This window comes from Selenomonas sp. KH1T6 (assembly GCF_900108415.1).
GTDB lineage: Bacteria > Bacillota > Negativicutes > Selenomonadales > Selenomonadaceae > Selenomonas_B > Selenomonas_B ruminantium_A.
Map to the genome: position 1 here is coordinate 173,194 of NZ_FNWN01000001.1, position 22,641 is coordinate 195,834.

Annotated in this window: 23 protein-coding genes; 3 read left to right on the forward strand and 20 right to left on the reverse strand. The window is 55.0% G+C overall.

Going from position 1 to position 22,641, the window contains the following annotated elements:
* Nucleotides 1-24 precede the first annotated feature (24 nt).
* From BLW59_RS00810 to BLW59_RS00820, 3 genes are all read right to left on the reverse strand, one after another.
* Complete coding sequence (locus tag BLW59_RS00810) at nucleotides 25-576, reverse strand: HD domain-containing protein (RefSeq protein WP_318258189.1); 552 nt, start codon at nucleotides 574-576, stop codon at nucleotides 25-27.
* An 8-nt stretch (nucleotides 577-584) separates the two neighbouring features.
* A complete protein-coding gene (hisZ, locus tag BLW59_RS00815) occupies nucleotides 585-1,763 on the reverse strand; it encodes an ATP phosphoribosyltransferase regulatory subunit (protein WP_074695358.1) in 1,179 nt (392 codons plus the stop codon).
* 149 nt (nucleotides 1,764-1,912) lie between these two features.
* Nucleotides 1,913-2,212 (reverse strand): YerC/YecD family TrpR-related protein, encoded by a 300-nt coding sequence (locus tag BLW59_RS00820; protein ID WP_029544082.1) that lies wholly within the window; start codon nucleotides 2,210-2,212, stop codon nucleotides 1,913-1,915.
* Between the two features lie 210 nt (nucleotides 2,213-2,422).
* Here BLW59_RS00820 and mnmA point away from each other — a divergent pair, with 210 nt between their 5' ends.
* The 3 genes from mnmA (at nucleotide 2,423) to BLW59_RS00835 (ending at nucleotide 5,801) form a co-directional block, all read left to right on the forward strand.
* Nucleotides 2,423-3,523, forward strand: a complete 1,101-nt coding sequence (mnmA, locus tag BLW59_RS00825) for a tRNA 2-thiouridine(34) synthase MnmA (RefSeq protein ID WP_074695359.1) — start codon at nucleotides 2,423-2,425, stop codon at nucleotides 3,521-3,523.
* 84 nt (nucleotides 3,524-3,607) lie between these two features.
* A complete protein-coding gene (locus BLW59_RS00830) occupies nucleotides 3,608-4,162 on the forward strand; it encodes a hypothetical protein (protein WP_139283490.1) in 555 nt (184 codons plus the stop codon).
* Nucleotides 4,163-4,430: 268 nt separating this feature from the next.
* Complete coding sequence (locus BLW59_RS00835) at nucleotides 4,431-5,801, forward strand: acetyl-CoA carboxylase biotin carboxylase subunit (protein ID WP_029544088.1); 1,371 nt, start codon at nucleotides 4,431-4,433, stop codon at nucleotides 5,799-5,801.
* A gap of 71 nt (nucleotides 5,802-5,872) precedes the next feature.
* Here BLW59_RS00835 and BLW59_RS00840 read toward each other — a convergent pair whose 3' ends face one another.
* From BLW59_RS00840 to BLW59_RS00920, 17 genes are all read right to left on the reverse strand, one after another.
* Nucleotides 5,873-8,377 (reverse strand): FtsK/SpoIIIE family DNA translocase, encoded by a 2,505-nt coding sequence (locus tag BLW59_RS00840; RefSeq protein ID WP_074695363.1) that lies wholly within the window; start codon nucleotides 8,375-8,377, stop codon nucleotides 5,873-5,875.
* 98 nt (nucleotides 8,378-8,475) lie between these two features.
* Entirely contained in the window at nucleotides 8,476-9,753 is a 1,278-nt protein-coding gene (locus tag BLW59_RS00845) for an amidohydrolase (protein ID WP_074695365.1), read from the reverse strand.
* 14 nt (nucleotides 9,754-9,767) lie between these two features.
* Entirely contained in the window at nucleotides 9,768-11,009 is a 1,242-nt protein-coding gene (locus BLW59_RS00850; protein WP_074695367.1) for an adenosylhomocysteinase, read from the reverse strand.
* Between the two features lie 57 nt (nucleotides 11,010-11,066).
* Entirely contained in the window at nucleotides 11,067-11,702 is a 636-nt protein-coding gene (scpB, locus tag BLW59_RS00855) for an SMC-Scp complex subunit ScpB (protein WP_029544095.1), read from the reverse strand.
* Nucleotides 11,695-12,438: a segregation and condensation protein A gene (locus BLW59_RS00860; RefSeq protein ID WP_074695369.1), complete on the reverse strand. Its 744-nt coding sequence runs from the start codon at nucleotides 12,436-12,438 to the stop codon at nucleotides 11,695-11,697. The genes scpB and BLW59_RS00860 overlap by 8 nt, the downstream gene beginning before the upstream one ends.
* 2 nt (nucleotides 12,439-12,440) lie before the next feature.
* The gene (locus BLW59_RS00865; RefSeq protein ID WP_074695371.1) at nucleotides 12,441-13,067 is read right to left on the reverse strand and encodes a site-2 protease family protein; all 627 of its coding nucleotides are present in this window, start codon (nucleotides 13,065-13,067) and stop codon (nucleotides 12,441-12,443) included.
* Between the two features lie 16 nt (nucleotides 13,068-13,083).
* Nucleotides 13,084-13,626, reverse strand: coding sequence for an NUDIX domain-containing protein (locus BLW59_RS00870; protein ID WP_029544100.1), 543 nt, complete (start codon nucleotides 13,624-13,626; stop codon nucleotides 13,084-13,086).
* 19 nt (nucleotides 13,627-13,645) lie between these two features.
* Entirely contained in the window at nucleotides 13,646-15,358 is a 1,713-nt protein-coding gene (gene recN, locus BLW59_RS00875) for a DNA repair protein RecN (protein WP_074695544.1), read from the reverse strand.
* A gap of 47 nt (nucleotides 15,359-15,405) precedes the next feature.
* The gene (argR, locus tag BLW59_RS00880; RefSeq protein ID WP_029544104.1) at nucleotides 15,406-15,855 is read right to left on the reverse strand and encodes an arginine repressor; all 450 of its coding nucleotides are present in this window, start codon (nucleotides 15,853-15,855) and stop codon (nucleotides 15,406-15,408) included.
* 21 nt (nucleotides 15,856-15,876) lie between these two features.
* On the reverse strand, nucleotides 15,877-16,728 hold the full coding sequence (locus BLW59_RS00885) for an NAD(+)/NADH kinase (protein ID WP_029544105.1): 852 nt from the start codon (nucleotides 16,726-16,728) through the stop codon (nucleotides 15,877-15,879).
* A gap of 31 nt (nucleotides 16,729-16,759) precedes the next feature.
* A complete protein-coding gene (locus tag BLW59_RS00890) occupies nucleotides 16,760-17,569 on the reverse strand; it encodes a TlyA family RNA methyltransferase (RefSeq protein WP_074695546.1) in 810 nt (269 codons plus the stop codon).
* A gap of 14 nt (nucleotides 17,570-17,583) precedes the next feature.
* Complete coding sequence (dxs, locus tag BLW59_RS00895; protein WP_074695373.1) at nucleotides 17,584-19,467, reverse strand: 1-deoxy-D-xylulose-5-phosphate synthase; 1,884 nt, start codon at nucleotides 19,465-19,467, stop codon at nucleotides 17,584-17,586.
* 14 nt (nucleotides 19,468-19,481) lie between these two features.
* Nucleotides 19,482-20,357, reverse strand: coding sequence for a polyprenyl synthetase family protein (locus BLW59_RS00900; protein WP_029544110.1), 876 nt, complete (start codon nucleotides 20,355-20,357; stop codon nucleotides 19,482-19,484).
* A 1-nt stretch (nucleotide 20,358) separates the two neighbouring features.
* Nucleotides 20,359-20,598, reverse strand: a complete 240-nt coding sequence (gene xseB / locus BLW59_RS00905) for an exodeoxyribonuclease VII small subunit (RefSeq protein WP_029544111.1) — start codon at nucleotides 20,596-20,598, stop codon at nucleotides 20,359-20,361.
* 5 nt (nucleotides 20,599-20,603) lie between these two features.
* Nucleotides 20,604-21,806 (reverse strand): exodeoxyribonuclease VII large subunit, encoded by a 1,203-nt coding sequence (gene xseA / locus BLW59_RS00910; RefSeq protein ID WP_074695375.1) that lies wholly within the window; start codon nucleotides 21,804-21,806, stop codon nucleotides 20,604-20,606.
* A gap of 80 nt (nucleotides 21,807-21,886) precedes the next feature.
* On the reverse strand, nucleotides 21,887-22,327 hold the full coding sequence (nusB, locus tag BLW59_RS00915; RefSeq protein WP_029544115.1) for a transcription antitermination factor NusB: 441 nt from the start codon (nucleotides 22,325-22,327) through the stop codon (nucleotides 21,887-21,889).
* 11 nt (nucleotides 22,328-22,338) lie between these two features.
* A complete protein-coding gene (locus BLW59_RS00920; protein WP_074695377.1) occupies nucleotides 22,339-22,632 on the reverse strand; it encodes a DUF2273 domain-containing protein in 294 nt (97 codons plus the stop codon).
* Between the last annotated feature and the right edge of the window lie 9 nt (nucleotides 22,633-22,641).

Sequence of the window (22,641 nt, forward strand, 5' to 3'; positions counted from 1 at the left end):
CAAATTCCTCCCATATATCAATTATCAATTCAGGGCATCTGCCCGTCTCAGTATCTTCAATTCCTCAGGGTCTTCCTGAGCCTCAGGGGCATGATGGAGTCTTACAAGCTCTGCCTCCCTCTGAAAGCCCAATGCTTTCAGCTTCTCTGCCCCAATTTCTGCATGGCAGCGGTAGACATAAAGGGCCAGTCCCGGCCTCTGCCAGAAATGCTCTGCCTGACGGCATTCCAGCTGCCGCCTCAAAGCAGACGGCAGGAGCTTCTCTGCCAGCACCCCCAAGACCTTGCCCCAGATATCCATCGTGCCTTTCACCCTGCCCACATCATGCAGCAGGCAGCACCGCAGTAGAAACTCCCTGTCAATATTAGGCTCTTTCTCTGCCATTACCAGCGCCGTATGCGCCACATTCAGCACATGACACTGGTCAGCCGGGTGCATGGCCAGGAACAAGGGCCGTGCCTTCTCTGGCAGATGGGCTTCCATAAAGGCTATATCCTCTGCCGTCACCTTTGCGCTGATGGCCCGCAGGAACTGCCCCACCCGGCCCAGGTTTTTCTTCTCCCCCATCTTCATCATGCCATCTCTTAGGAAATAAACAGCAATTCCTTATAACCACGGCCCTGCTGCATGGCCTCTGCCTCCTGCTCCGTACCTGGAGAAGCAGCCAGCTCTGCCACCTTGCCCTGCTGGCGCAGTTCCAAAGCCTTCTTCACGGCCTGCTCCAGCTTGCCGGGAGCATACCCCACATACACATCCTTGGGAGTTTCCGGCAGGCCGTCCCCCCGGCGTTCCAGAGCCAAAAGCACACGCTCTATACCTAAGGCAAAGCCCGTAGCAGGACAGGGATTGCCGAAATCTGCCAGCAGATTGTCATAGCGGCCGCCACCGCAGAGGGGGAAGCCCAGCTCCGGGGTATAGGCCTCAAAGACCATGCCCGTGTAATAGCTGAAGTCACGGATAATCCCCAGGTCAAACTGCACATAGTCAGCCACCTGATAAGCCTCCAGCAGGTGATAAATCTCTGTCAGGTTATCCAAAGCCCGGCGGCTTCTGGCGTTCAGGGCCATTTCCCGGGCCTGTTCCAGCATTTCCGGCCCGCCGTTCAGCAGGGGCAGGGATTTCAAAGCCTTTTTGGCGCTGTCGCTTAGCTGCAGGTCATCCACCAAAGTCTCCAGCAGCACCAGGTCATGCTTCTCCATGGCCTCCTTCAAGGCCTCGCAGTCTTTTTCTGCCAGCTGGTACTGCTCCATGACCCCGCTGACGAATTCCACCTGCCCCAGGCAGACCTTGAAATCCGTAATCCCTGCCGAGAGCACGCTGCGCACCGCCAGGGCAATGACCTCAGCATCTGCCGCCGCACTGCCGCTGCCCATGAGCTCCACGCCAGCCTGATAGAATTCGCACTGCCTGCCCGTCTGGGACTGCTCATAGCGGAAGACGCTGCTGATATAAGAGCACCGCAGAGGCAGCTCCCGCCCCTGCAGGCGGCTGCCCATCAGACGGGCGATGGGCGTAGTCATTTCATGACGCAGAGCCATGATGCGGTTGTCCTTGCTGAAGAGCTTGTAAAGGTGCGGCTCCAAAGTGCGGCTGCTGCCCTTTGTCAGAGTCTCCAAATACTCTATGGTGGGGGTCACCACCTCATCATAACCCCAGCTGCCGAAGAGCCTGGCCAGCTTCGTCTCAATGATCCGCTTCTCCGTGGCTTCCGTGGGCAAGAAATCCCGGGTGCCATAAGGTATCTCAAGTATCTTCTTCTCCAAATCAAATCCCCCTGTCCCATGACATTAATTTTCTATACTCGCGTTCGGTGAATTTTACCAAAACGGGTTAGTTTGCGGACGCTGTATATACGGATCCGTAAATATTTGTCTGCGCTTCGCTTGTCAAATATTAACGGTCTCCAGTATGATCAATCCTGCCGGGGCTTCAGTCTCTCCAGCACGATATTGTAGCCGTCAGCCCCGTAGTTCAGGCAGCGCTTCACTCGGCTGATGGTAGCCGTACTGGCCCCCGTGCGCTCCACGATATCTTCATAAGTGTGCCCTTCCCGGAGCATGCGGGCCACCTCCAGCCTCTGGGACATGGCCTTCAGCTCGCTGATGGTGCAGATATCCTCAAAGAACTGGTAGCATTCCTCCTGGCTATGCAAAGCCAGCACAGCATCGCAAAGCTGGTCAGTCAGGTCATCCTTCAGCTTGCTGTTGATCATAGAAATTCACCTTTTCTTTCCGTCTTTATTCCTTTAGTATGTGAAATTTTCTCTATTATAGCACAGCTGTATGCAGAATAAAAGCCTTATGTAAAAATTTCACCCCATAAATATGTTATCTTGTAAAGTTTTGTAAACCAGCTTGATGTTTTCTTTCCACTCACCCATCAATATGCTATACTTTTCTCATAAGAAAGCGAGGACATATTTATGGAAAATAAAAATAAAACCGCCCTGATTGCCATGAGCGGTGGGGTGGACAGTTCGGTCACTGCCTACCTGATGAAAGAGGCCGGCTTTGACTGCATGGGAGCCAATATGAGGCTTTACCACAATGAGGATATCGGGCTTTCCATCTTCAAGACCTGCTGCACCCAGTCGGATATAGACGATGCTGCCAGCGTAGCCCAGAGGCTGGGCATGCCCTTTGAGGTGAAAGACTTCACCTCAGACTTCAAGCGGGAAGTCATCGACAAATTCATCCGCACCTACGAGGAAGGCGGCACTCCCAACCCCTGCATCGACTGCAACCGCTGCTTGAAATTCCGCCGCCTCATGGACTTTGCCAAAGAAAAAGGCATGGAGTATGTGGCCACAGGCCACTATGCCAGGGTGGAGGAAAAAGACGGCCGTTTCCTGCTGCGAAAAGCCAAAGACCTCAGCAAGGACCAGACCTATGTGCTCTATACGCTGACCCAGGAGGAACTTTCACATGTGAAATTCCCCCTGGGAGAAATGGAAAGCAAGGAGGAAACCCGGCAACTGGCCGAAAAGCTGGGGCTGATAAATGCACACAAGCGGGAGAGCCAGGACATCTGCTTCGTGCCTGACGGTGACTATGTGGGCTTCATGGAAAAGTATCAGGGCAAGAAGTACCAGCCCGGTGCTTTCCTTGATTTGCATGGCCAAACCATCGGACAGCACCGTGGGGCCGTCCACTACACTCTGGGCCAGCGCAAGGGCCTGGGACTGGCCTTAGGTGAGCCTGTCTACGTCTGCGCCAAGGATATGGCAAAGAACACCGTCACCGTAGGACCTGAAGCCGCCCTTTTCCACCGGGAACTCATCGCAGGAGATATGAACTGGATCTACCTTCCTGAGCTGAAGGAGCCGCTGGAAGTGCTGGCCAAAACCCGCTACAACCAGAAGGAACAGCCTGCCACCGTCTATCCCGAAGCAAATGGCAAGATCCGCCTTGCCTTCCGCGACCCCCAGCGGGCTATCACACCGGGACAGGCCGCCGTCCTCTATACGGCTGACGGAGAAGGCTATGTGGTAGGCGGAGGCACCATCGAAAAAGCCCTCAATTAAAATATCATAAATCCTCTTTTAGGGAGCGCTATCTGGCAGGAAAATCCCCTTCCCTTGGCGAAATCTCCTCTCGAGGTGATGACCGTGGAAAGAGATGCAGTAGAACGCGCCCGTGGGTGCATGACAGCAGCCGGAATGTTTTTCCAACCCGGAGCAGAAGATATTTCTCAAGCTATTGAACTAGGTCTCCGCACAGAGGAAGACCCGGAAGAAATCTACAAGATATGTGTGGAGCGTGTGACCGCCGACAAGAGCGTCCTGGCCATGGCCTCCCTTATCATCCTCTTCCTGGTGCGGGACAACCTCCCCATGAAGAAGGCCTGCATGGCCGCCTGGAAGACCGCTGACAAGTTCAAAGACCCCATCATCAAATCCCTGGCAGATGCCCTGATCGCTGCTGATACTCCAAAACGCCGGGGGCAGCTGGTGGCAAATTTCCTGAAATCAAGTGACTTGCGTGATAAACTTGGGCTTTCCATCTATCTGAACGTCATGGAAATGGAAGATACCTTCCATGCCCATATAGCCGAAATCAGAAAGCAGCCGGACATTGAGACCCGCATCATGGCCTCTGCCTTCGCCGGAGCCATTTACGGGCTGAAAGAAGTTTCTGCTGAAAAAAATAATAGTGCTAAATAAATATCCTGAATATATTATCCCCATAAGTCAGATCAGCATCTGGCTTATGGGATTTTTTTTACATAAGCAGCTTTATCGAAATGTGTATACATGTATTCTTTTAAAGAATCGTGTCCATAACCAAACAATATCATTGCATTTGCCTGACAGGTGTGCTAGAATCAATCCCGTGATGCATTTAGTAGCAGGTTATATAATCTGCTGACGTACAATTATCACCTATTACCATCTTACGTTAACAAAAATTGTAAACAAGGAGGCAATCCTTATGTTCAAACGTGTCCTTATTGCCAACCGTGGCGAGATTGCCGTACGCATTATACGAGCTTGTCAAGAGCTTGATATTGAAACTGTAGCTATTTACTCTGAAGCTGATGCCAACGCCCTGCACGTGCAGCTGGCTGATCTGGCCTACAATGTTGGCCCTGCTGATGCTGTGGAAAGCTATCTCAATAAAGCCGCCATCCTGCGGGCAGCCCGGGAAACCCAAGCTGATGCCATCCATCCTGGCTATGGCTTCCTCTCCGAAGACGCGGATTTTGCCGAGCAGGTCACGGAAGCGGGCATTACCTGGATCGGTCCTATGCCGGAAACCATCCGCCTGGTTGGTGACAAAGATGTGGCCAGGGCTTCCATTGCTCCTTCCGGGATTCCCATGGCCAAAGGCAGCGACCCTCTCGAGGACAATGAGGAAGCCCTCGCTGCTGCCCGTGAAGTAGGCTACCCAGTCATTCTGAAGCCAGTCTCCGGCGGCGGCGGCAAGGGTATGTGCGTAGCCCAGTCTGAGGAAGACCTGAAGAACATCCTGGAACTGGTTGATATTACCCAGACAAAATACTACTTTGAGCACTATATTGGCCGTTCCCGCCACATCGAAGTGCAGATTGTGGCTGATAACTACGGCGAAGTCCTGCATCTTGGCGAGCGTGAGTGCTCCCTGCAGCGCCGCAACCAGAAACTGTTGGAAGAATCTCCTTCTATCGCCCTCACACAGGATATGCGTGACCGGGTAGGCGCTTTGGCGGTAAAGGCTGCCAAAAGCGTGCATTATTCCAATATTGGCACGGTAGAGTTCCTGCTGGATCTTTCCAATAATGAATTCTACTTCATGGAAATCAATCCCCGCATCCAGGTGGAACACGGCGTCACTGAAGCTGTAACTGGCATTGACCTGGTGCGTACCCAGATTCGCATTGCTGCAGGCGAGCCGCTGGAATTCACCCAGGAGGATATCACTTTTGCTGGTCATGCCATCGAATGCCGCATCAATGCTGAGGACCCGGACAACAACTTCATGCCCTCTCCGGGACAGATCACTTTCCTGCATGAGCCCAGCGGCCCACGGGTGCGTTTTGACAGCGGCGTAACGGCAGGCCTGGCCATAGAGCCCTATTACGATTCCATGATTGCCAAGCTGGTGGTGCATGGCAGGACCCGTGGCGATGCTATCAAGATCATGCAGCGCGCCCTCAATGAATTCCGCATTGAAGGCGTCAAGACCACGGTGGATCTGCACAAGCACATCATGAAAGACATCTGCTTCCGCACTGGCAATATAGACACCCAGTTTATCAAAAAACGTCTGCCAGCTTATGAGAACGCCAATAAAAACCAGGATCAAACCAAGTATTTCGCTTGAAATCATAAACAAAAAGCTGCGAAACAATGGCTATACGCCGTTGCTTCGCAGCTTTTTTACTGTGTTATCTCTTACTGGGCGCCTTGGACTGCCGCCAAAGCCTCCTCACTGTTCATGAGGATTTCCCTTGGCTTGCTGCCCACATTTGGCCCTACGATGCCCAGTTCTTCCATGGCATCTATCAGTCGGGCAGCCCGGGTATAGCCCACCCGGAAGCGGCGCTGCACAGAACTGGTGGAAGCCTGGCCGGTGCTGAGCACCAGGTTCACAGCTTCCTCCAGCAGCTCATCTTGTTGAGGCTCCTTGCTTTTCTTGCCGTTTTCCGCTTCCTCTGCCTCAGCAGCACGTTCCGTGAAGTTCACCAGTTCCTCATTGGTTTCAGCTTCCTGTCCCTGGCTGCGGATGAAGTCCAGCAGATGCTCAACTTCCTCATCGCTGATAAAGGCCCCCTGCACGCGGCGGGGCTTGGAGGAACCAACTGGATAGAAGAGCATGTCCCCCTTGCCCAGGAGCTTTTCCGCCCCGCTTCTGTCCAGGATGGTGCGGGAATCAATCTGGGAGGAAACTGCAAAGGAAATGCGGGAGGGAATGTTGGCCTTGATGATGCCGGTGATGACATCCACAGAAGGACGCTGGGTGGCCAGCACCATGTGGATGCCGGCGGCGCGGGCCTTCTGTGCCAGACGGCAGATGGCGTCCTCCACATCATGTGGGGCTACCATCATCAGGTCTGCCAGCTCATCGATGATGATGACGATAGCCGGCATCTTCTGCTCCGGGAAATGCTCGTTGAAGCCGGCCATATTGCGGACCCCATGGTCAGCAAAGCTGGAGTAGCGCTTCTCCATTTCCTGCACGGCCCAATTCAATACCGAAGCTGCCTTTTTGGCATCAATGACAACCGGCACCATAAGATGGGGAATGCCGTTGTAGCCGGAAAGCTCTACCATCTTGGGGTCAATCAGTATGAACTTCACCTCATCAGGCTTGGCCTTGAAGAGAATGCTGGTAATCAGGGTATTTATGCAGACGGACTTGCCTGAGCCGGTGGCACCTGCCACCAGCAGATGGGGCATCTTGCCCAAATCAGCAAAGATGGCCTGCCCCCCGATGTCCATGCCCAGGCCCACGGTAAGCCGTGACTTGGCGCTGCTGAACTTCTCGCTCTCCAGCACTTCCCTGAGCTGCACGCCTTCCAGTTCCTTATTGGGCACCTCGATGCCGATGGCCGCCTTGCCGGGGATGGGCTCGATGCGCACGGAGAAAGCCGCCAGGCTCAGGGCAATGTCATCAGCCAGATTGGTAATCTTGCTGACCTTCACCCCCGGGGCAGGCTCCAGCTCATAGCGGGTGACGGCAGGACCATGGCAGGCATTGAGGATCTTTGCCTTCACATGGAAGTTTTCCAAAGTCTGCTGCAGGGTGCGGGCATTTTCCGCAATTTCCATCTCCAGGGCCGCGTTCTTCTGCTTCACATGCTTGGAAAGTATCTGGGACACCTGGGGAATCTCATAGGGCTTCCTGGGCTTTTCGTCAGGCTTGGCCTCGCTGCCAGCTTCCGCCCTGGCCATAGCTGTGATAGCTTCTGCAGAAGCAGCCTCTGCCTCCGCCACAGCGCTCCTGGCAGTCATAGCTCCCAAAGCAGCTGCTTCTGCTTCACGCTCTGTTACAGGCTCCTGAGGCAATCCCCAGGGTTCGCCGGCATTTTCTTCTCCCCCACGCCCCCCATAGTCGATGGTAAAGGCGGGAGCAGGTTCCTGCACTGGTGCCTCTGGTTCCTGAGTGTAAACATATTCTTCTGCTGCAGACGCAGTCTCTTCAGGCTCACCTGACGGCACATGTTCGCTATCCGTTTCCAAAGCCTCGGAGAAACGGTCATCTCTTTCCTGATTGTAGAAAGAATTCTTCACGGTGGTTTTCACAGCTTCTACCACCCGCTCTTCTACCCGGCCGCCTACTTCCGCCACCTTGCTGGAGGTAGCGGCAAGGGCAGTGCCTGCGGCACTGGCCCCCTTCACGGCTTTTTCTTTGGTCTTGTTGACACCAGTGGCCAGTGACCAGGTGGTGGATAGAAGCACAGAACCTATGAGGCATGCTGCCAGCAGGATAATGGCGCCATCCACTCCGAAGAAATTCCGCAGGACAAGCAGCAGCCCGCCTCCCAGGAGGCCGCCCCCCTCCGGCAGGCTGGCAGGAAGGATTTCCTCTCCCGGCGGTATGACGAAATGATGCCAGATAGCCAGGACTGAAACATAAAGCAGCCCCAGGCCGAAAAAGCGCAGGGAATAGCGCAGGCCGCAGTGCTTGGTAATGTACTGATATCCCATGAGGAGAATGAGCACACAGACAAAAATTGCCCCCACGCCAAAGAAATAATGCAGGAATTTGGCAAAGTACAGGCCCACAAAACCCACATTCAGGTCAAAAAGCCCTCCCAAAGAGATAAATCCGGCTGCTACGCAGGCTAGTCCCAAGAGTTCATAAGGGCGGCCAGGATTGCCTGAGACAACAGCGCTCTTTTCTGCGTTTGCATTGCTCTTGCGGCCCTTGCGGGTACCAGTTGTCTTCTTAGCCAATCCATCACCTCATTTCTGTATTCTTTAAGAATGATTTCAAAAGAAATCCGCCCTCAAAACTGCCAAGGGCGGATAAAGGTAGTTCACTCGTCAGTCATTCACTTAGTCAGCCTGTCAGCGCAGCGCTGGGTTTCGAAGAGGATGCGCTCTTCATCCAGGGTCTTGAGCTCATGGTTCTCCATGAGCACCCTGCCTGCCACCAGCACCGTATCCACAGAAGAGGAACGGGCAGAATAAGCCAGCAGGGACACCAGATTGTGGCGCGGGCACCACATGGTATTCTTCATGTCATAGAGGACAATATCTGCCTGGGCCCCTGCTGCCAGTTTGCCTGCATCCTTGAGGCCTACGGCCTGGGCGCCGTACTCCGTGCCCATCTTAACTGCCTCCGCAGCCGTCACGGCCAGGGGGTCAAGGGTATCTGCCTTGTGCAGGAGGGCAGCGAGCTGCACCTCCTCCAGCATATCCAGATTGTTGTTGGAGGAAGCGCCGTCCGTGCCCAGAGACACGCATACCCCCTCCTTCAGCAGGCGGGGCACAGGTGCCACGCCGCTGGCCAGCTTCATGTTGCTGCCGGGATTGTGAGCCACACGAATGCCATGCTTCTTGATGATGGCGATATCTTCATCGTCCAGATGCACGCAATGCGCCGCCAGGGTGCCATGCTCAAAGATGCCAGTGGCTTCCACATGGGCAAAGGGACGCTTGCCATATTCTTTCAAACAATTTTCCACCTCGCCCTGAGTCTCAGACATGTGGATGTGGATTTCAGCCTTGTACTCTCCTGCTGCCTTGCTGACCTTCTTCAGGTAATCCGGCGGACAGGTATAGAGGGCATGGGGGGCAAACATCACTGTTACCCTGCCGTCCCCTGCACCATGGAAATCCTTGTAGAGAGCAATATTTTCTGCCAGCTTTTCCTCGCTGTCGGGAGCCACGCCAATCAGGCCGCGTGAAAGCACGCCGCGAAGGCCCGAGTCGATGGTGACCTCGGCTACCTTGTCCATATAGGGACCGTACATATCTGCAAAAGCAGTGGTACCGGTGCGGATCATCTCTGCCGCTGCCAGCATGGCTCCCCAGTAGATATCATCATCATTCATCTTGGCTTCTGTGGGCCAGATCTTATTATTCAGCCAGTCCATGAGCACCATGTCATCTGCATAGCAGCGCAGCAGGGTCATGGAAGCATGGGTGTGGGCATTCACCAGGCCGGGAGCAGCCAGATGGTCCTTGCCATCTATGACTTTATCTGCCTGATAGCCCTCAGGCACCTCGCCCACGGCTTCAATGCGGTCACCCTCGATCATGATGTTGGTGACAGGAGTGGTGCCGTCAGGCAGAAGGGCATTTACATTTTTGATCAAAGTTTTCAAGGAAAATCCTCCCCTTACGCCATGCTGAGATATGCCTGCTGCTCCGGGGTCAGCTTGTCAATGCTCACTCCCAGGGACTTCAGCTTGATTTCTGCAATGCGCTGGTTGATGGAATCCGGCATGAGGTGCACGCCCTTCTCCAGTTCCTTGCCATGCTCCAAAAGATGCAGGGCAGAGAAGAACTGCACGCCGAAGGAAAGGTCCATAATCTCTGCCGGGTGGCCGTCACCTGCAGCCAGGTTCACCAGGCGGCCCTCAGCCAGCAGGTAGAGCTTCCTGCCGTCTTCCTGCAGGAACTCCTCGATGTTGTTCCTCACCTTGCGGCGGGATTTTGACATGGCTTCCAGCTCGGGAATGTTGATTTCCACGTCAAAGTGGCCGGAGTTGGCCATCATGGCCCCATCCTTCATGACCTTGAAGTGACGGTCACGAATCACGTCCTTGTCACCGGTGAGGGTCAGGAAGATATCACCTTCCTTGGCGGCCTCATCCATGGTCATGACCCGGAAGCCGTCAAAGACAGCTTCGATGGCCTTGATGGGGTCAACTTCCGTGATGATGACATTGGCGCCCAGGCCCCGGGCGCGCATGGCCCCGCCCTTGCCGCACCAGCCATAGCCGGCAATGACTACGGTCTTGCCTGCAATCACCAGGTTGGTGGTGCGCATGATGCCGTCCCAGGTGGACTGGCCCGTGCCGTAGCGGTTATCAAAGAGATACTTGCAGTAGGCGTCATTGGCGGCGATCATGGGGAACTCCAGCTTGCCCTGGTCAGCCAGCGCCCGCAGGCGATGCACGCCTGTGGTGGTTTCCTCGGAGCCGCCGATAATGCCCGTCAAGAGCTCGCGGCGCTTGGTGTGGAGCATGTGCACCAGGTCACCGCCGTCATCGATGACGATATCCGGCTTGATGTCCAGCGCCCTGTCGATGAATGTATTGTATTCCTCATCGGTGCAGCCATGCCAGGCAAAGACATGGACGCCATCCTCCACCAGCGCTGCTGCCACATCGTCCTGGGTAGAAAGGGGATTGCTGCCGGTAAGGGCAACCTCGGCGCCTGCATGATGGAAAATCTCAGCCATATAAGCAGTCTTGGCCTCAAGGTGCAGGGTGATGACCATCTTCTTGCCGGCAAAGGGCTTGGACTTGGAGAACTCCTCATCCACTGCCGCCATCACCGGCATGAAGTTCTTGACCCATTCAATTTTGTCATGGCCCGACGGAGCCAGCTTAATATCTCTTATCATTGATTCCATGCTATTGCCCTCCTTCTAAAAGCTATGTTCTATTCTAACACAAAAGCCCCTGCCGTGTCACGGCAGGGAGCTGTCATTATCATCAGTTTCTTCTGTTTCACCAGCTTCTTCATCTTCCATCAGACCCTCAAGCTCTCCCAGCAGCTCCAGCTGCTCATCGTCCATGCCCACAGCCGCTTCCCTGTCACTGGGCAGCTTGGGCAGGTCCTCCAGGGAATTGAGGCCGAAGGTCCTGAGAAAGGTATCAGTGGTGCCGTAGAGGATAGGACGCCCCAGCACCTGCTTGCGGCCCACTTCGGAAATCAGCTCCAGTTCCAGGAGCTTGGCCAGAGCACGCTCGATGCGCACCCCGCGGATATGCTCTATTTCCTGCTTGGTGATGGGCTGCTTGAAGGCGATGATGGAAAGGGTTTCCATGGTGGGGGCGGAAATCTTCCTGTCCACCACCTGGGAAAGCCGCTCCACCACAGGGTAAAGGTCCGGGCGGGTGGCCAGCTGAAGACCGCCTGCCACCCGCCTGATGGTCAGTCCCCTCTCCCCCTCTTCCAGTTCACGCTGAAGCCTGGTCATAAGGTTCTGGGTGGTCAGGAGGTCTGTCTGGAGCACCCCTGCCAGGTCTTCCATGCTCATGGGGTCACCGGCAGCAAACAGCACTGCCTCCAGTGTGGCAGTAGTGGGCTTTCCTTCACTCATTTCCTTCCTCCTCTCCCAGCACGCAAATGTAGATATCGGCAAAGAGACGCTGCTGCTTCACCACCACCGCCTTGAGCTTGATCAGCTCCAAAAGGGCCAAAAACGTGACGATAAGCTCGCTGCGGCTCCCCGTGGGAAAAGCTTCCGCAAAGAGCAGCCGCCCTCCGCTGCGGGAAAGCAGGGCCAGCAGGTCCTGCATCTTGTCCTGGATGTTGTAGCTTTCCGGCTCTACCAGGGCCTTGGGGATTGCCAGTTCCTCTTTTACATCCAGCACCGTCTGGAAAGCTTCCAATAGCTGCGACAGCTTGAGGTTTTCCGGGGGCAGATGGTGGACTGGCAAGGGCAGCGGTTCACGGGACACGTACTTTTCATAGGTGCCCGCCATATCCCCCAGCACAGTGCTCACCTGCTTGAACTTCCTGTACTCCAGGATGCGCCGCACCAGTTCCAGCCTGGGATCCTCCTCTTCCTCATCCTGAGGTGCAGGAGCCTTGGGCAGCATCATGCGGGACTTGATCTGCAACAAGGTAGCCGCCATAACCAGGAAAGAGCTGGCCACCTCCATGTCAAATTCCTTCATCTGCTGCAGATAGGCCAGATACTGCTCAGTCAGCTGGGCGATGGGGATATCGTAGATATCTATCTTGTCCTTCTCAATCAGGTGCATCAGCAGGTCCATGGGCCCCTCGAAGGCCTCCAGATGCACAGTATAGCCCTTGGGCTTTGTCTCTTCCATGCTCAGAAGAAGGGGCTGAGCACAGCTATGAAGATATCCCAGATAATGCGCTGCGCCGGTACAAAGATAAGGTGCAGGATGGGGGTCCAAATGAGGACAATGAGAATCAGGAAGCTGTATCGCTCCAGCTGGACGAACTTATAAGCCAGGTCAGAGGGCAGCAGATACTTAAGGATATGGGAACCGTCCAAAGGCGGCAGCGGTATCATATTGAAGATGGCAAAATTGATATTATAGATGACGATGAGCTGGAAAACCATGCTCACCCCTGTAGACTGGCCGTAGCCAAGCTTGATGAGCAGAAGCCACACCACCAGGGCCGCAAAGGCAGTCAGCAGATTGGCACCAGGGCCTGCCAGAGAAACCAGGATATCCCCTTTTTTGGGGTCCTTGAAATTCCTGGGATTGATCATGACGGGCTTGGCCCAGCCAAAGCGCACCAGGAAGAGCATCAGGAGACCAATGGGGTCGATATGTGCCCTGGGGTTCAGGGTCAGGCGCCCCATCATCTTGGGAGTGAAATCCCCCATGGCTACCGCCACCCTTGCATGGGCGTACTCATGTATCACCAGGGCGATAATCAGTCCTGGCAAGCCAGCGACAATAGACTGCCAGCTAAAATCAAACATAGAAAACCTCCTAGCTTCAAGCCTGTCTGGCAGCTGCCATCAGAATGGAAACCACAGACTTGGCATCAATAATCCTGCCATCATTAACCATTGCCACTGCTTCCTGAAGAGGAACCTTCACCACATTGATGAATTCATCATCATCTGTGTGCTGCTTGCCGGAATGAAGGCCGGTGGCGATGTAGAGGTGGATGTACTCATTGGAGAACCCCACCGTGGTGGCAATGGTGGTGAGCTTCTCAATCTTATCGGCAGTATAGCCCGTCTCCTCGGAAAGCTCTCGCTCGGCGCAGACCAGCGGATCTTCATCCGGAGCGTCCAGCTTGCCTGCAGGCACTTCTAAAGTGATCTTGCCCACGGGATAGCGGTACTGCTTCACCAGGATAACAGAGCCATCCTCCAGCATGGGAATCACTGAGGAAGCACCGGGGTGCTTGATCCACTCCCGGGTAGCTGTCTTGCCATTGGGCAGCTTCACCGTATCCCTGCGCACATGCAGGAGATTACCGTCAAATATGTTCTCTGATGATATGCCTGTTTCAATCAATGCTTCGTCCATTTTTCTTCCTCCTGCTGTTTCAAGCTGTATGAGCCAGCTGCTGCTTTTTCATCCGGGCGTGGTTCACCATTTCCCTGGCATTGTCCAGAGAAGCTGTGGTAAGGTCTGCCCCGGAAGCCATGCGGGCAATTTCCCTGACCCGCTCATGCTCCGACAGGGGGCGCACCTGAGTAACTGTGGACTGCCCCACGGAACTCTTGGCAATGTAGAGGTGCTGGTCTGCCATGCAGGCAATCTGGGGCAGATGAGTGATGCAGAGCACCTGCTTGAAATTTGCCACCAGAGCAATGCGCTCTGCCACCATCTGGGCCGTACGCCCGCCGATGCCCGTGTCAATCTCATCGAAGACCATGCTGCCAATAGCCTGGTCACGGGACGCCGCCACAGCCTTGATGGCCAGGGCGATGCGGGACAGCTCGCCACCGGAAGCCACCTTCTGCAAGGGCTTTTCCGTCTCCCCGGGATTGGCGGAAAAGAACATAGAAACTGTATCCGCCCCGGAAGAGGTGAATTTGCCAGCATCTCCTATCTCAATGCGGAAGATAGCTTTGGGCATGCCCAGGGAAAGCAGCTGCTCCCCTATGGCCCTGGAAAGTTCGTCGGCAGATTTCTGGCGCAACTTGGTAAGTGCAGCCGCCTTCTGCTCCATTTCCTCATGGAGTTTTGCCAGCTGTTCTTTCAGGGCCGCCATATCGTCATCGTAGTTTTCGATTTCGGCCAGTTCCTGCTGAACCTTTTGCTGGTGGGAAAGCACCTCAGCTACGGTAGCGCCGTACTTTCGGCAAAGTTTGTCTATATGGTCCATGCGGGACTGCAGCTTGTCAAGCCTTGCAGGGCTGTAGTCCAGGGACTCGCCGTAATCCCTCAGCTCGTAAGCGGCTTCCTGCAGGGAGATTTCCACTTCCTCCACAATGCCCTGCGCATTGGCCAGGCTGTCATCATAGCGGCTGATGTCGGCCAGATGCTTTTTCACCATGGAAATAGCCGTAAGTATGCCCAGTCCCGATTTGCCGCCTCCCTCAAAGAGGTCATAAGCCTCCTCGGCATGGGTGGCGATTTTCTCGGCATGGGAGAGCTTGCGGATCTCTGCTTCCAGCTCCTCGTCCTCCCCCTCTTTCAGCTGGGCTTCGCTGATTTCCTTATCCTGCCACCGCAGCATATCCAGACGCTGGGCATTCTCCCGTGCAGCCTGTTCCTTTTCCCTGCACTTCTGCTGGCAGCTGTGCCATTCATCGTAAATCCCGCGGTAATCACTGAGAGACTCCTGCACCTCCGGCAGGAAAGCGTCCACCAGGCTGAACTGGCTGGCTTCCTTCAAGAGGGCCAGATTCTCGTTCTGTCCGTGTATATCCACCAGGAGAGTCCCCAGCTGCTTCAGCACGGTCAGGGTCACATGGCAGCCATTTACCAGCACCATGCCACGTCCTCCGCGGGTCAGCTGGCGTGTGACGATGACCTGCCCCTCACCGGCATCTATGGCCTGACTATCCAAAAAGGCCTTCAGTTCTGCGGGAACTTCCTCAAAGGAAAACACCGCCTCAATCCGCAGCCAGTCACATCCTGTGCGTATCATATCCCCTGAAAGCCTCTGGCCCAGGATTCCTCCCAGTGCATCTATGAGAATGGACTTGCCTGCGCCTGTCTCACCGGTGAGGATATTAAGGCCGCCGCCAAATTCCACCTGCACGTGTTCCAGCAAAGCGAAGTTCCAAACTGTCAAAGTCTTCAGCATGCCCTGCATATCTCCTTTTGCGTCTCTTGCCTATTTTTCTGCAGCTCTTAGAAATACTGGCTCAGTCGTTTCACCACCTGAGGCACGGCATCCTTGGGCTTGATGACCACCAAAATGTTGTCATCACCGGCAATGGTGCCAATGACCTCAGGCCACTGGGACTGGTCAAGTCCTGCCGCCACAATGCTGGCACTGCCGGGCAGGGTCTTGACCACAATCAGGTTTTCGCTGGAGTCAACCCCCGTCACATTATCCCTGAAAAGCCTGGCCATGCGGTCCTTGGTGAAGACCACATTTTCCTGGGGCGGAGCTGCATAGCGATAGCGGCCGCTTTCCGTGGGCACCTTGATGAGCATCATTTCCTTGATGTCCCTGGACACCGTGGCCTGAGTAACCTGTATATTCCTGTTGCGCAGGGCTTCGGCCAGTTCCTCCTGGGTTTCCACTGCCTGCGCTTCGATAATGTCTTTGATTATTGCGTGACGCTTGCTCTTCATATCGAATCACCTCTTGCTGGTTCAGCTTTCCTTCCAGAGCTTGGTTCTGAGGATCTGGTAATAATCCTTGTCCTGGAACTTCACTATACTGGCCTGAACCTTTGACTTGCGTACCATGACCTCATCCCCGGGCAGCAGGCGGAAGCTTTCCTGCCCGTCAAAGGTCACCAGTATATCCTGATGCACTGCCGCAATCTTGATATGCACCACATCATCCTCGCCTATGACCAGAGGCCGCATATTGAAGGTATGCGCACAGATGGGCGTCAGCAGCAGGGCTGGTATGCTGGGACTCATGATAGGTCCTCCTGCTGACAGTGAGTAAGCTGTGGAGCCCGTAGGCGAGGAAACAATGATGCCGTCGGCCTTGTAGTCTATCAGGTGCACCCTGTTGATGGCCAGCCCCAGGTGCAGCATGCGGGCTACTCCCCCCTTGGTTATCACCACGTCATTGATGGCATGGCCCAAAAAGCGGCTTTCTCCCTCGCTCTCCACATAACCTGCCAGCAGGAGTCTATGCTCAATGCGGTAATCACGTTCCAGGATGCGCTGAAGCATGACCTCCAGCTCTCCCAGCTCAATGTCTGCCATAAATCCCAGGGTGCCAAGATTGATGCCACAGACAGGCACCTGGTGGCTGCCATAGCGCCTGCATACCCCCAGCAAGGTGCCGTCTCCCCCCAGGCTCAGAGCTATATCTGCCCTCTGCTTTTCTATCTCCGCTACCCCGTACTCCTCCAGGCCAAAAAACCTCGATTCGTCCAAGGGGAGCATCAGCTCCGCCTCTCTTTCCCTGTAAAAGGAAATGATTTTTTTCAGTACCTCACCGGCAGCGGGCTTATCCACATTTGGAAAGACGGCTATTCTCATCAATGGCTCCAATCCCTCCCCTTCAGGGTTCCTGTTACTTGTCCAGGGCAGCGTGAGCCTCCCTTACGACTTCCTCTGCCAGGTTTTCTTCTATCTCCTGGCCCCCAGTTGCTCCCTTGAACAGCCAGACCAGATACTCGATATTTCCCTCGGGCCCCTTGACGGGGGAGAAAGTAAGCCCCCGGACGGCAAAACCCAGTTCCCGGCTGAAGGTCACAATCCTTTCCACGACTTCAAGATGTATGGCAGGGTCGCGTACCACGCCTTTCTTGCCCACCTTATCCTTGCCAGCTTCAAACTGCGGCTTGATAAGGGCGGCTATCTCCCCGCCGTCTTTAAGCAGCTCATAAGCCACGGGCAGCACCTTGGTCAGGGAGATGAAGGCCACATCGATGGAGGCAAAGTCCAGAGGACCTTCCAGCATTTCCAGGGTCACATTGCGGATGTTGGTGCGCTCCATGTTCACCACCCGCTCATCCGTCCTGAGCTTCCAGGCCAGCTGTCCGTAGCCCACGTCAATGGCGTAGACCTTCACAGCGCCGTTCTGCAGCATGCAGTCCGTGAAGCCTCCAGTGGATGCGCCGATATCAGCAGCCACCTTCCCCGTCAGGGAAAGGCCGAAAGTCTCCATGGCCTTGGCCAGCTTGAGTCCTCCGCGGCTTACGTAGGGAATGTCATTTCCCAAAAGCCTTATTTCAGCTTCGCGCTTCACGGTAGTACCGGCTTTGTCCACCTTCTGGCCATCCACCAGCACTTCTCCCGCCATGATCATGCGCTTGGCTCGTTCCCGGCTGCCCGCCAGGCCTTTTTCCACCAGCAGTATATCTAATCTTTCCTTTGGCATTTTCTTTTCCTTGCTCACTTTGAAATAGTCTGTATTCTTGCCAGAACCTTTTCAGCCACAGCTTCTGGCGTCAATCCCACCAGCTCCAGGAGTTCCTTGCGGCTGCCCTGCTCCACAAAAGCGTCAGGCAGGCCGAAACGCATAAGACCTGCGGCAAGATCCTTGTCCAGCAGGAATTCGGCCACAGCAGAGCCAAAGCCCCCGGCCAGCACATTTTCTTCCAGGGTTACCAGCAGCTGCTTGCTTTGCCCCAGCTGCAACAAGAGCTCCTCATCAAGAGGCTTGACGAACCGCATATTCACCAGTGCGGCCTTTACCCCCTGTTTTGACAGCAGGTCTGCAGCCTTAGCCGCCACCTCGTTCATGGTTCCCACCGCCAGGAAGGCAATCTCACCCTCCTCAGAGATAACCTCAGCCCTGCCCAGGGGCACATCTGAAAATTCCTGCTGGATTTCCACGCCCAGACCTGCCCCGCGAGGGTAACGTACTGCCGTGGGCGTATCCATGGCAACGGCCTTGCCCAGCATCTGCCTGAGCTCGTTTTCATCCTTGGGAACAAAGACAGTCATATTGGGCATCTGCCGCAGATAGGCAAGGTCAAAGACTCCGTGATGAGTAGGACCATCCTCCCCTACCAGCCCAGCCCTGTCCAGGCAGAGGGTCACAGGCAGATTTTGCAGGCACACATCATGCAGCAGCTGGTCATAGGCACGCTGGGCAAAGGTGGAATAGAGAGCCACCACTGGATGCTTGCCATCAGCGGCCAATCCTGCCGCCAGAGTCACAGCATGTTCCTCGGCTATGCCCACATCCAGGAACCTGCGGGGATATTCATCCTTGAAGGCGCTGAGACCTGTGCCGGAAGGCATAGCTGCTGTGATGGCTACCAGTTCCGGCCTTTTCTCTGCCAGTTCCAGCAGAGCTTTGCTGAATACCGATGTATAAGAAGGTGCTCCCCCGGATTTTTTCGCCGTTTCTCCCGTGGCCAGGTCAAATTTTCCCACCCCGTGGAACTTGCCGGGATTGTCTTCAGCAGGAGCGTACCCCTTTCCCTTCATGGTATGCACATGAATCAGCAGGGGACCATTCATCTCCCGCACCTTGTTGAACACATCCTGAAGCAGGCTGATGTTATGTCCATCCAGAGGCCCCAGATAACTGAAGCCCATTTCCTCAAAGAGGGCTCCTGGCACCAGCACGGAGCGTATGCCATCCTTGATCTGGTTGGCAGTTTTCAGTACTTTGCTGCCAATGCGGGGAATGCTTGACAAAAGCTCCTCCACATCGTGCTTGGCCTGCTTGTACTGGGGGGCCAGACGTATGCGGGAAAGGTACTCGCTCATGGCCCCCACGTTCTTGTCAATGGACATTTCATTGTCATTCAAGATGACGATAAGGTCCCGCCCCAACTGTCCTGCGTGATTCAGGGCCTCGAAGGCCTCCCCCCCCGTGAGGGCGCCATCCCCGATCACCGCGATCACCTTATTGCGGCGGCCGCTCAAATCACGTGAGATGGCCATGCCCAGGGCAGCGGAAATCGAAGTGCTGGCGTGACCCACGCCAAAGGCATCATAAGGAGATTCAAACCTGTTGGGAAAGCCTGTAATGCCCCCCTTTTGCCGCAGGGTGGAAAATCTGTCCTTCCTGCCAGTGAGTATCTTATGTGTATAGGCCTGGTGTCCCACATCCCAAATGAGCTTGTCCTGAGGGAATTTGAAGACGCTGTAAAGAGCCAGGGTCAGTTCCACCGTTCCCAGGCTGGGGGCCAGGTGCCCGCCATTTTTAGCTACGGTTTCCGTAATGAGCTGGCGGATTTCCTGAGCCAGATTTTCCAGCTCAAAGAGAGAGTATTTCTTTAAATCCTCCGGCTGACCTAGCTTATCAAGCAGTGGATACATAAAAGCACTTCCTGTCATTTATTTCTTTTCAGCAGGTATTCTACAAGTTCCCGCAGGAAACCTGCCTTCTCACCCAGGGGTGCCAGGGCCGCCACAGCACCCTCCACCGTTTCTTGAGCCAGCTTTCTGGCCTCATCCAGTGAGGTCAGGGTCACATAAGTTGATTTGTCGTTGCGCTCATCACTGCCCACGGGCTTGCCGATGACTGCTTCATCCCCGGTCACATCCAGTATATCATCCGTGATCTGGAAAGCCAGGCCGAACTTGTCTGCATAAGTGGTGAGGGCGGCAAGCTCCTCCTCCGAGGCCCCAGCCAGCATGGCACCGCTGCGGATAGCGGCGTGGAAGAGTGCTCCCGTCTTGCCCATGTGAAGGCGTTTGAGGGTGTCCATATCTATCTTTTGGCCCTCAGCTTCCAGATCCATGGCCTGGCCTCCCACCATGCCGCTCTGGCCGGCAGCCAGGGCAAACTCCTTCAGCACTGCCAGCTTGACGGAAGGCTCAGCTTCCTGCCGCAGGACAACCTCAAAAGCCAGGGTAAGCAGGGCATCCCCTGCCAGAATGGCCATGCCGTCTCCATAAACCTTGTGATTGGTCAGCTTGCCCCGGCGATAGTCATCGTTATCCATGGCAGGCAGATCATCGTGAATCAGGGAATATGTATGTATCATTTCCATGGCACAGCCTGCCGTAAGATAATCCGTGCCTTTGCCGCCTACGGCATCAGCAGCTGCCATAAGCAGCATAGGGCGCATCCTCTTGCCGCCTGCCATGAGACTGTACTCCATGGCAGCCCCTAATTTGGCATCCAGGGAAGGATTGGCCTTCAATTCCTTTTCCAGCTGTGCTTCAACTAACTGCAGACGTTCCTGCCAGATTTCCTTCAGCATTTTATTTCTCCTCTATGACCAGTTCTTCTTCTGCTATTTCTCCCTGATTTTCCTGCACCATAAGGTCCATGGCCTTCTCGGCCCGATCCAGGGCTTTCAGGCAGGACTGGGATAGGGTAACTCCTTCGGAATAGGCTGCCATCAGATCCTTGAGGCTCATATCGCCCTTTTCCATAGCCTCTACAATCTCTTCCAACCGGGAGAGGGATTCCTCAAAGGGCAATTCTTTTTTTCTCGGCATAACTATCATCCTTCCTGCCCAGTGAGGGATTCAATCCTGGCACTGAGTGAACCATCCTTCAAAGTAACTTTGATCAGGCTGCCTGCAGCAGCTTCCCTGACGCTTGAAAGGACCTTGCCCTCCTGCTCCACTATGCCGTAGCCGCGCCTGAGCACCTGCACGGGACTAAGCATTTCAAGCTTCTCCATAGCCACTTCCAGGCCATGCTGCTTCTCCGTCATAGCCGTCCTGGTTCCCTGCTGCAGTTTCAATACAGCCATGTCCAGTCTTTGGCGCCTGGAAGCCAATAGTTTCTGCGGTTCCCTCAGGGCAGGGCGCTGCATGAGATGCAGAAGCCGCTTCCTGCAGTCTGCCAGCTCGCTTTCGGCCCCGCGAGTGAGCCTGGCTGAAAGCATCAGCAGATATCTCTGCAATTCCTCCCTGTCCGGCACGGCCAGTTCTGCCGCCTGTGAGGGGGTAGCGGCCCGTTGGTCGCTGACAAAATCTATCAGGGTGAAATCAGTCTCATGGCCCACCGCAGAAATCACGGGAATCCGGGAGGCGAAGACAGCCCTGACTACGATTTCCTCATTGAAAGCCTGCAAGTCCTCCATGGAGCCGCCGCCACGTCCTACAATCAGGGTGTCCACAGGGTAGCTGCGGTTGAAGAACTCTATAGCCCGGACAATCTGCTCAGCTGCCCCCTCCCCCTGCACCTGCACAGGGTAAAGCACCAGCTGCACCATGGGCCAGCGACGGGACGATACATGGTATATATCCCTGAGCACAGCCCCTGCCAATGAGGTCACCACACCAATCTTCCTTGGGAATCTGGGCAGAGGCTTTTTATGTGCCTCTGCAAAAAGCCCTTCAGCTGAGAGCTTCTCCTTGAGCTGTTCAAAAGCCAGCGCCAGATCTCCAGTCCCCTCAGGCACAAGGGATTCAGCATAAAGCTGATAGACCCCGTCACGCTCATAGACGGCCATGCTTCCTCCTGCAATGACCTGCAGGCCGTTGACAGGCAGGAAGCGCAGATGTTGGGCATAGCTCCTGAACATGACGCATTTCAAAGCCGACAGCTTGTCCTTCAGGGTGAAGTAGCAATGACCGGAAGGATATTGCTTGAAATTGGAAATCTCCCCCCTTACCAGCATGTGCTGCAGGGGCAGCTCCCCAGCGATAAGGTTCTTGATATACCTGTTTATCTCACTGACGCTGTGTACTGCCATCACTATCCCCCCTAAAAGAACTTGCAGCGCAAAAGAGAGGCCAGGCTGCAATCTGCGGTCTGGCCTCCCGGAGTCTAAACTCAATCCGCCTGCTTTTTCACCAGGGCATTCAGGATACCATTGATGTAGCGTCCCGATTCATCTGTGCCGAACTTCTTGGCCAGCTCAACTGCCTCATTGATAGCAATGCCGGGAGCCAGCTTTTCCTCTGCGAAGCACATCTCGAATACGGCCAGGCGCGCCAGATTGCGGTCTACTGCCGCCATGCGGCCCAGCTTCCAGCCTTTGGCATGGGCACTGAGCATTTCATCAATGGCCCCCAGCTGGCTTCTGGTACCAGCCACTACCATCTCGATATACTGGCGGTCCTTCTTTGTCAGGGTCTCCCCCTCTGCCTCGCCCAAGGCTGTATCAATGGCCAGGGTTTCATAAGCTGCTTTCTGCTCTTCCACATCAGGACTATTGAAATCTAACTGGAAAAGCGCTTGCAAAGCAACTTCCCTTGCTTGTCTACGACTCATATCTTCTTTCGTTACCTTTCTTTCCTAAAACTGTAATCCGTATAATCTTTGCCCCTGAAGCGCTGGTATCTCACGGGCAGGAAGCGGGCCAGAGTCTCCTTCAGGTCCAGCCAGGCATCTGCCTTGCTGTCGTATTCATTGCCCAGCCACAGACCTGCCAGTGCCATGAAAATCACGAACAATGTCTGCCAAAAGCCAAAAATCAGCATGGCCACGGCCACCATTGCTCCCACCAAAAGCCCCAGGCTGGCGCCACGATGATTATCCCACAGGCTCAGGAGCTCCTCAAGTATCTTTGCTTTCATCCGCCTCAC

Coding starts and splice junctions, on each gene's coding strand:
- xseA (WP_074695375.1), bottom strand. CDS start 21,806: ATGGCAGTACACAGCGTCAGTGAGATAAACAGGTATATCAAGAACCTT.
- mnmA (WP_074695359.1), top strand. CDS start 2,423: ATGGAAAATAAAAATAAAACCGCCCTGATTGCCATGAGCGGTGGGGTG.
- scpB (WP_029544095.1), bottom strand. CDS start 11,702: ATGAGTGAAGGAAAGCCCACTACTGCCACACTGGAGGCAGTGCTGTTT.
- BLW59_RS00850 (WP_074695367.1), bottom strand. CDS start 11,009: ATGGAATCAATGATAAGAGATATTAAGCTGGCTCCGTCGGGCCATGAC.
- nusB (WP_029544115.1), bottom strand. CDS start 22,327: ATGAGTCGTAGACAAGCAAGGGAAGTTGCTTTGCAAGCGCTTTTCCAG.
- recN (WP_074695544.1), bottom strand. CDS start 15,358: ATGCTGAAGACTTTGACAGTTTGGAACTTCGCTTTGCTGGAACACGTG.
- BLW59_RS00820 (WP_029544082.1), bottom strand. CDS start 2,212: ATGATCAACAGCAAGCTGAAGGATGACCTGACTGACCAGCTTTGCGAT.
- BLW59_RS00865 (WP_074695371.1), bottom strand. CDS start 13,067: ATGTTTGATTTTAGCTGGCAGTCTATTGTCGCTGGCTTGCCAGGACTG.
- BLW59_RS00890 (WP_074695546.1), bottom strand. CDS start 17,569: ATGCCAAAGGAAAGATTAGATATACTGCTGGTGGAAAAAGGCCTGGCG.
- BLW59_RS00860 (WP_074695369.1), bottom strand. CDS start 12,438: ATGGAAGAGACAAAGCCCAAGGGCTATACTGTGCATCTGGAGGCCTTC.
- BLW59_RS00870 (WP_029544100.1), bottom strand. CDS start 13,626: ATGGACGAAGCATTGATTGAAACAGGCATATCATCAGAGAACATATTT.
- BLW59_RS00900 (WP_029544110.1), bottom strand. CDS start 20,357: ATGCTGAAGGAAATCTGGCAGGAACGTCTGCAGTTAGTTGAAGCACAG.
- BLW59_RS00810 (WP_318258189.1), bottom strand. CDS start 576: ATGATGAAGATGGGGGAGAAGAAAAACCTGGGCCGGGTGGGGCAGTTC.
- BLW59_RS00835 (WP_029544088.1), top strand. CDS start 4,431: ATGTTCAAACGTGTCCTTATTGCCAACCGTGGCGAGATTGCCGTACGC.
- argR (WP_029544104.1), bottom strand. CDS start 15,855: ATGAAGAGCAAGCGTCACGCAATAATCAAAGACATTATCGAAGCGCAG.
- dxs (WP_074695373.1), bottom strand. CDS start 19,467: ATGTATCCACTGCTTGATAAGCTAGGTCAGCCGGAGGATTTAAAGAAA.
- xseB (WP_029544111.1), bottom strand. CDS start 20,598: ATGCCGAGAAAAAAAGAATTGCCCTTTGAGGAATCCCTCTCCCGGTTG.
- BLW59_RS00920 (WP_074695377.1), bottom strand. CDS start 22,632: ATGAAAGCAAAGATACTTGAGGAGCTCCTGAGCCTGTGGGATAATCAT.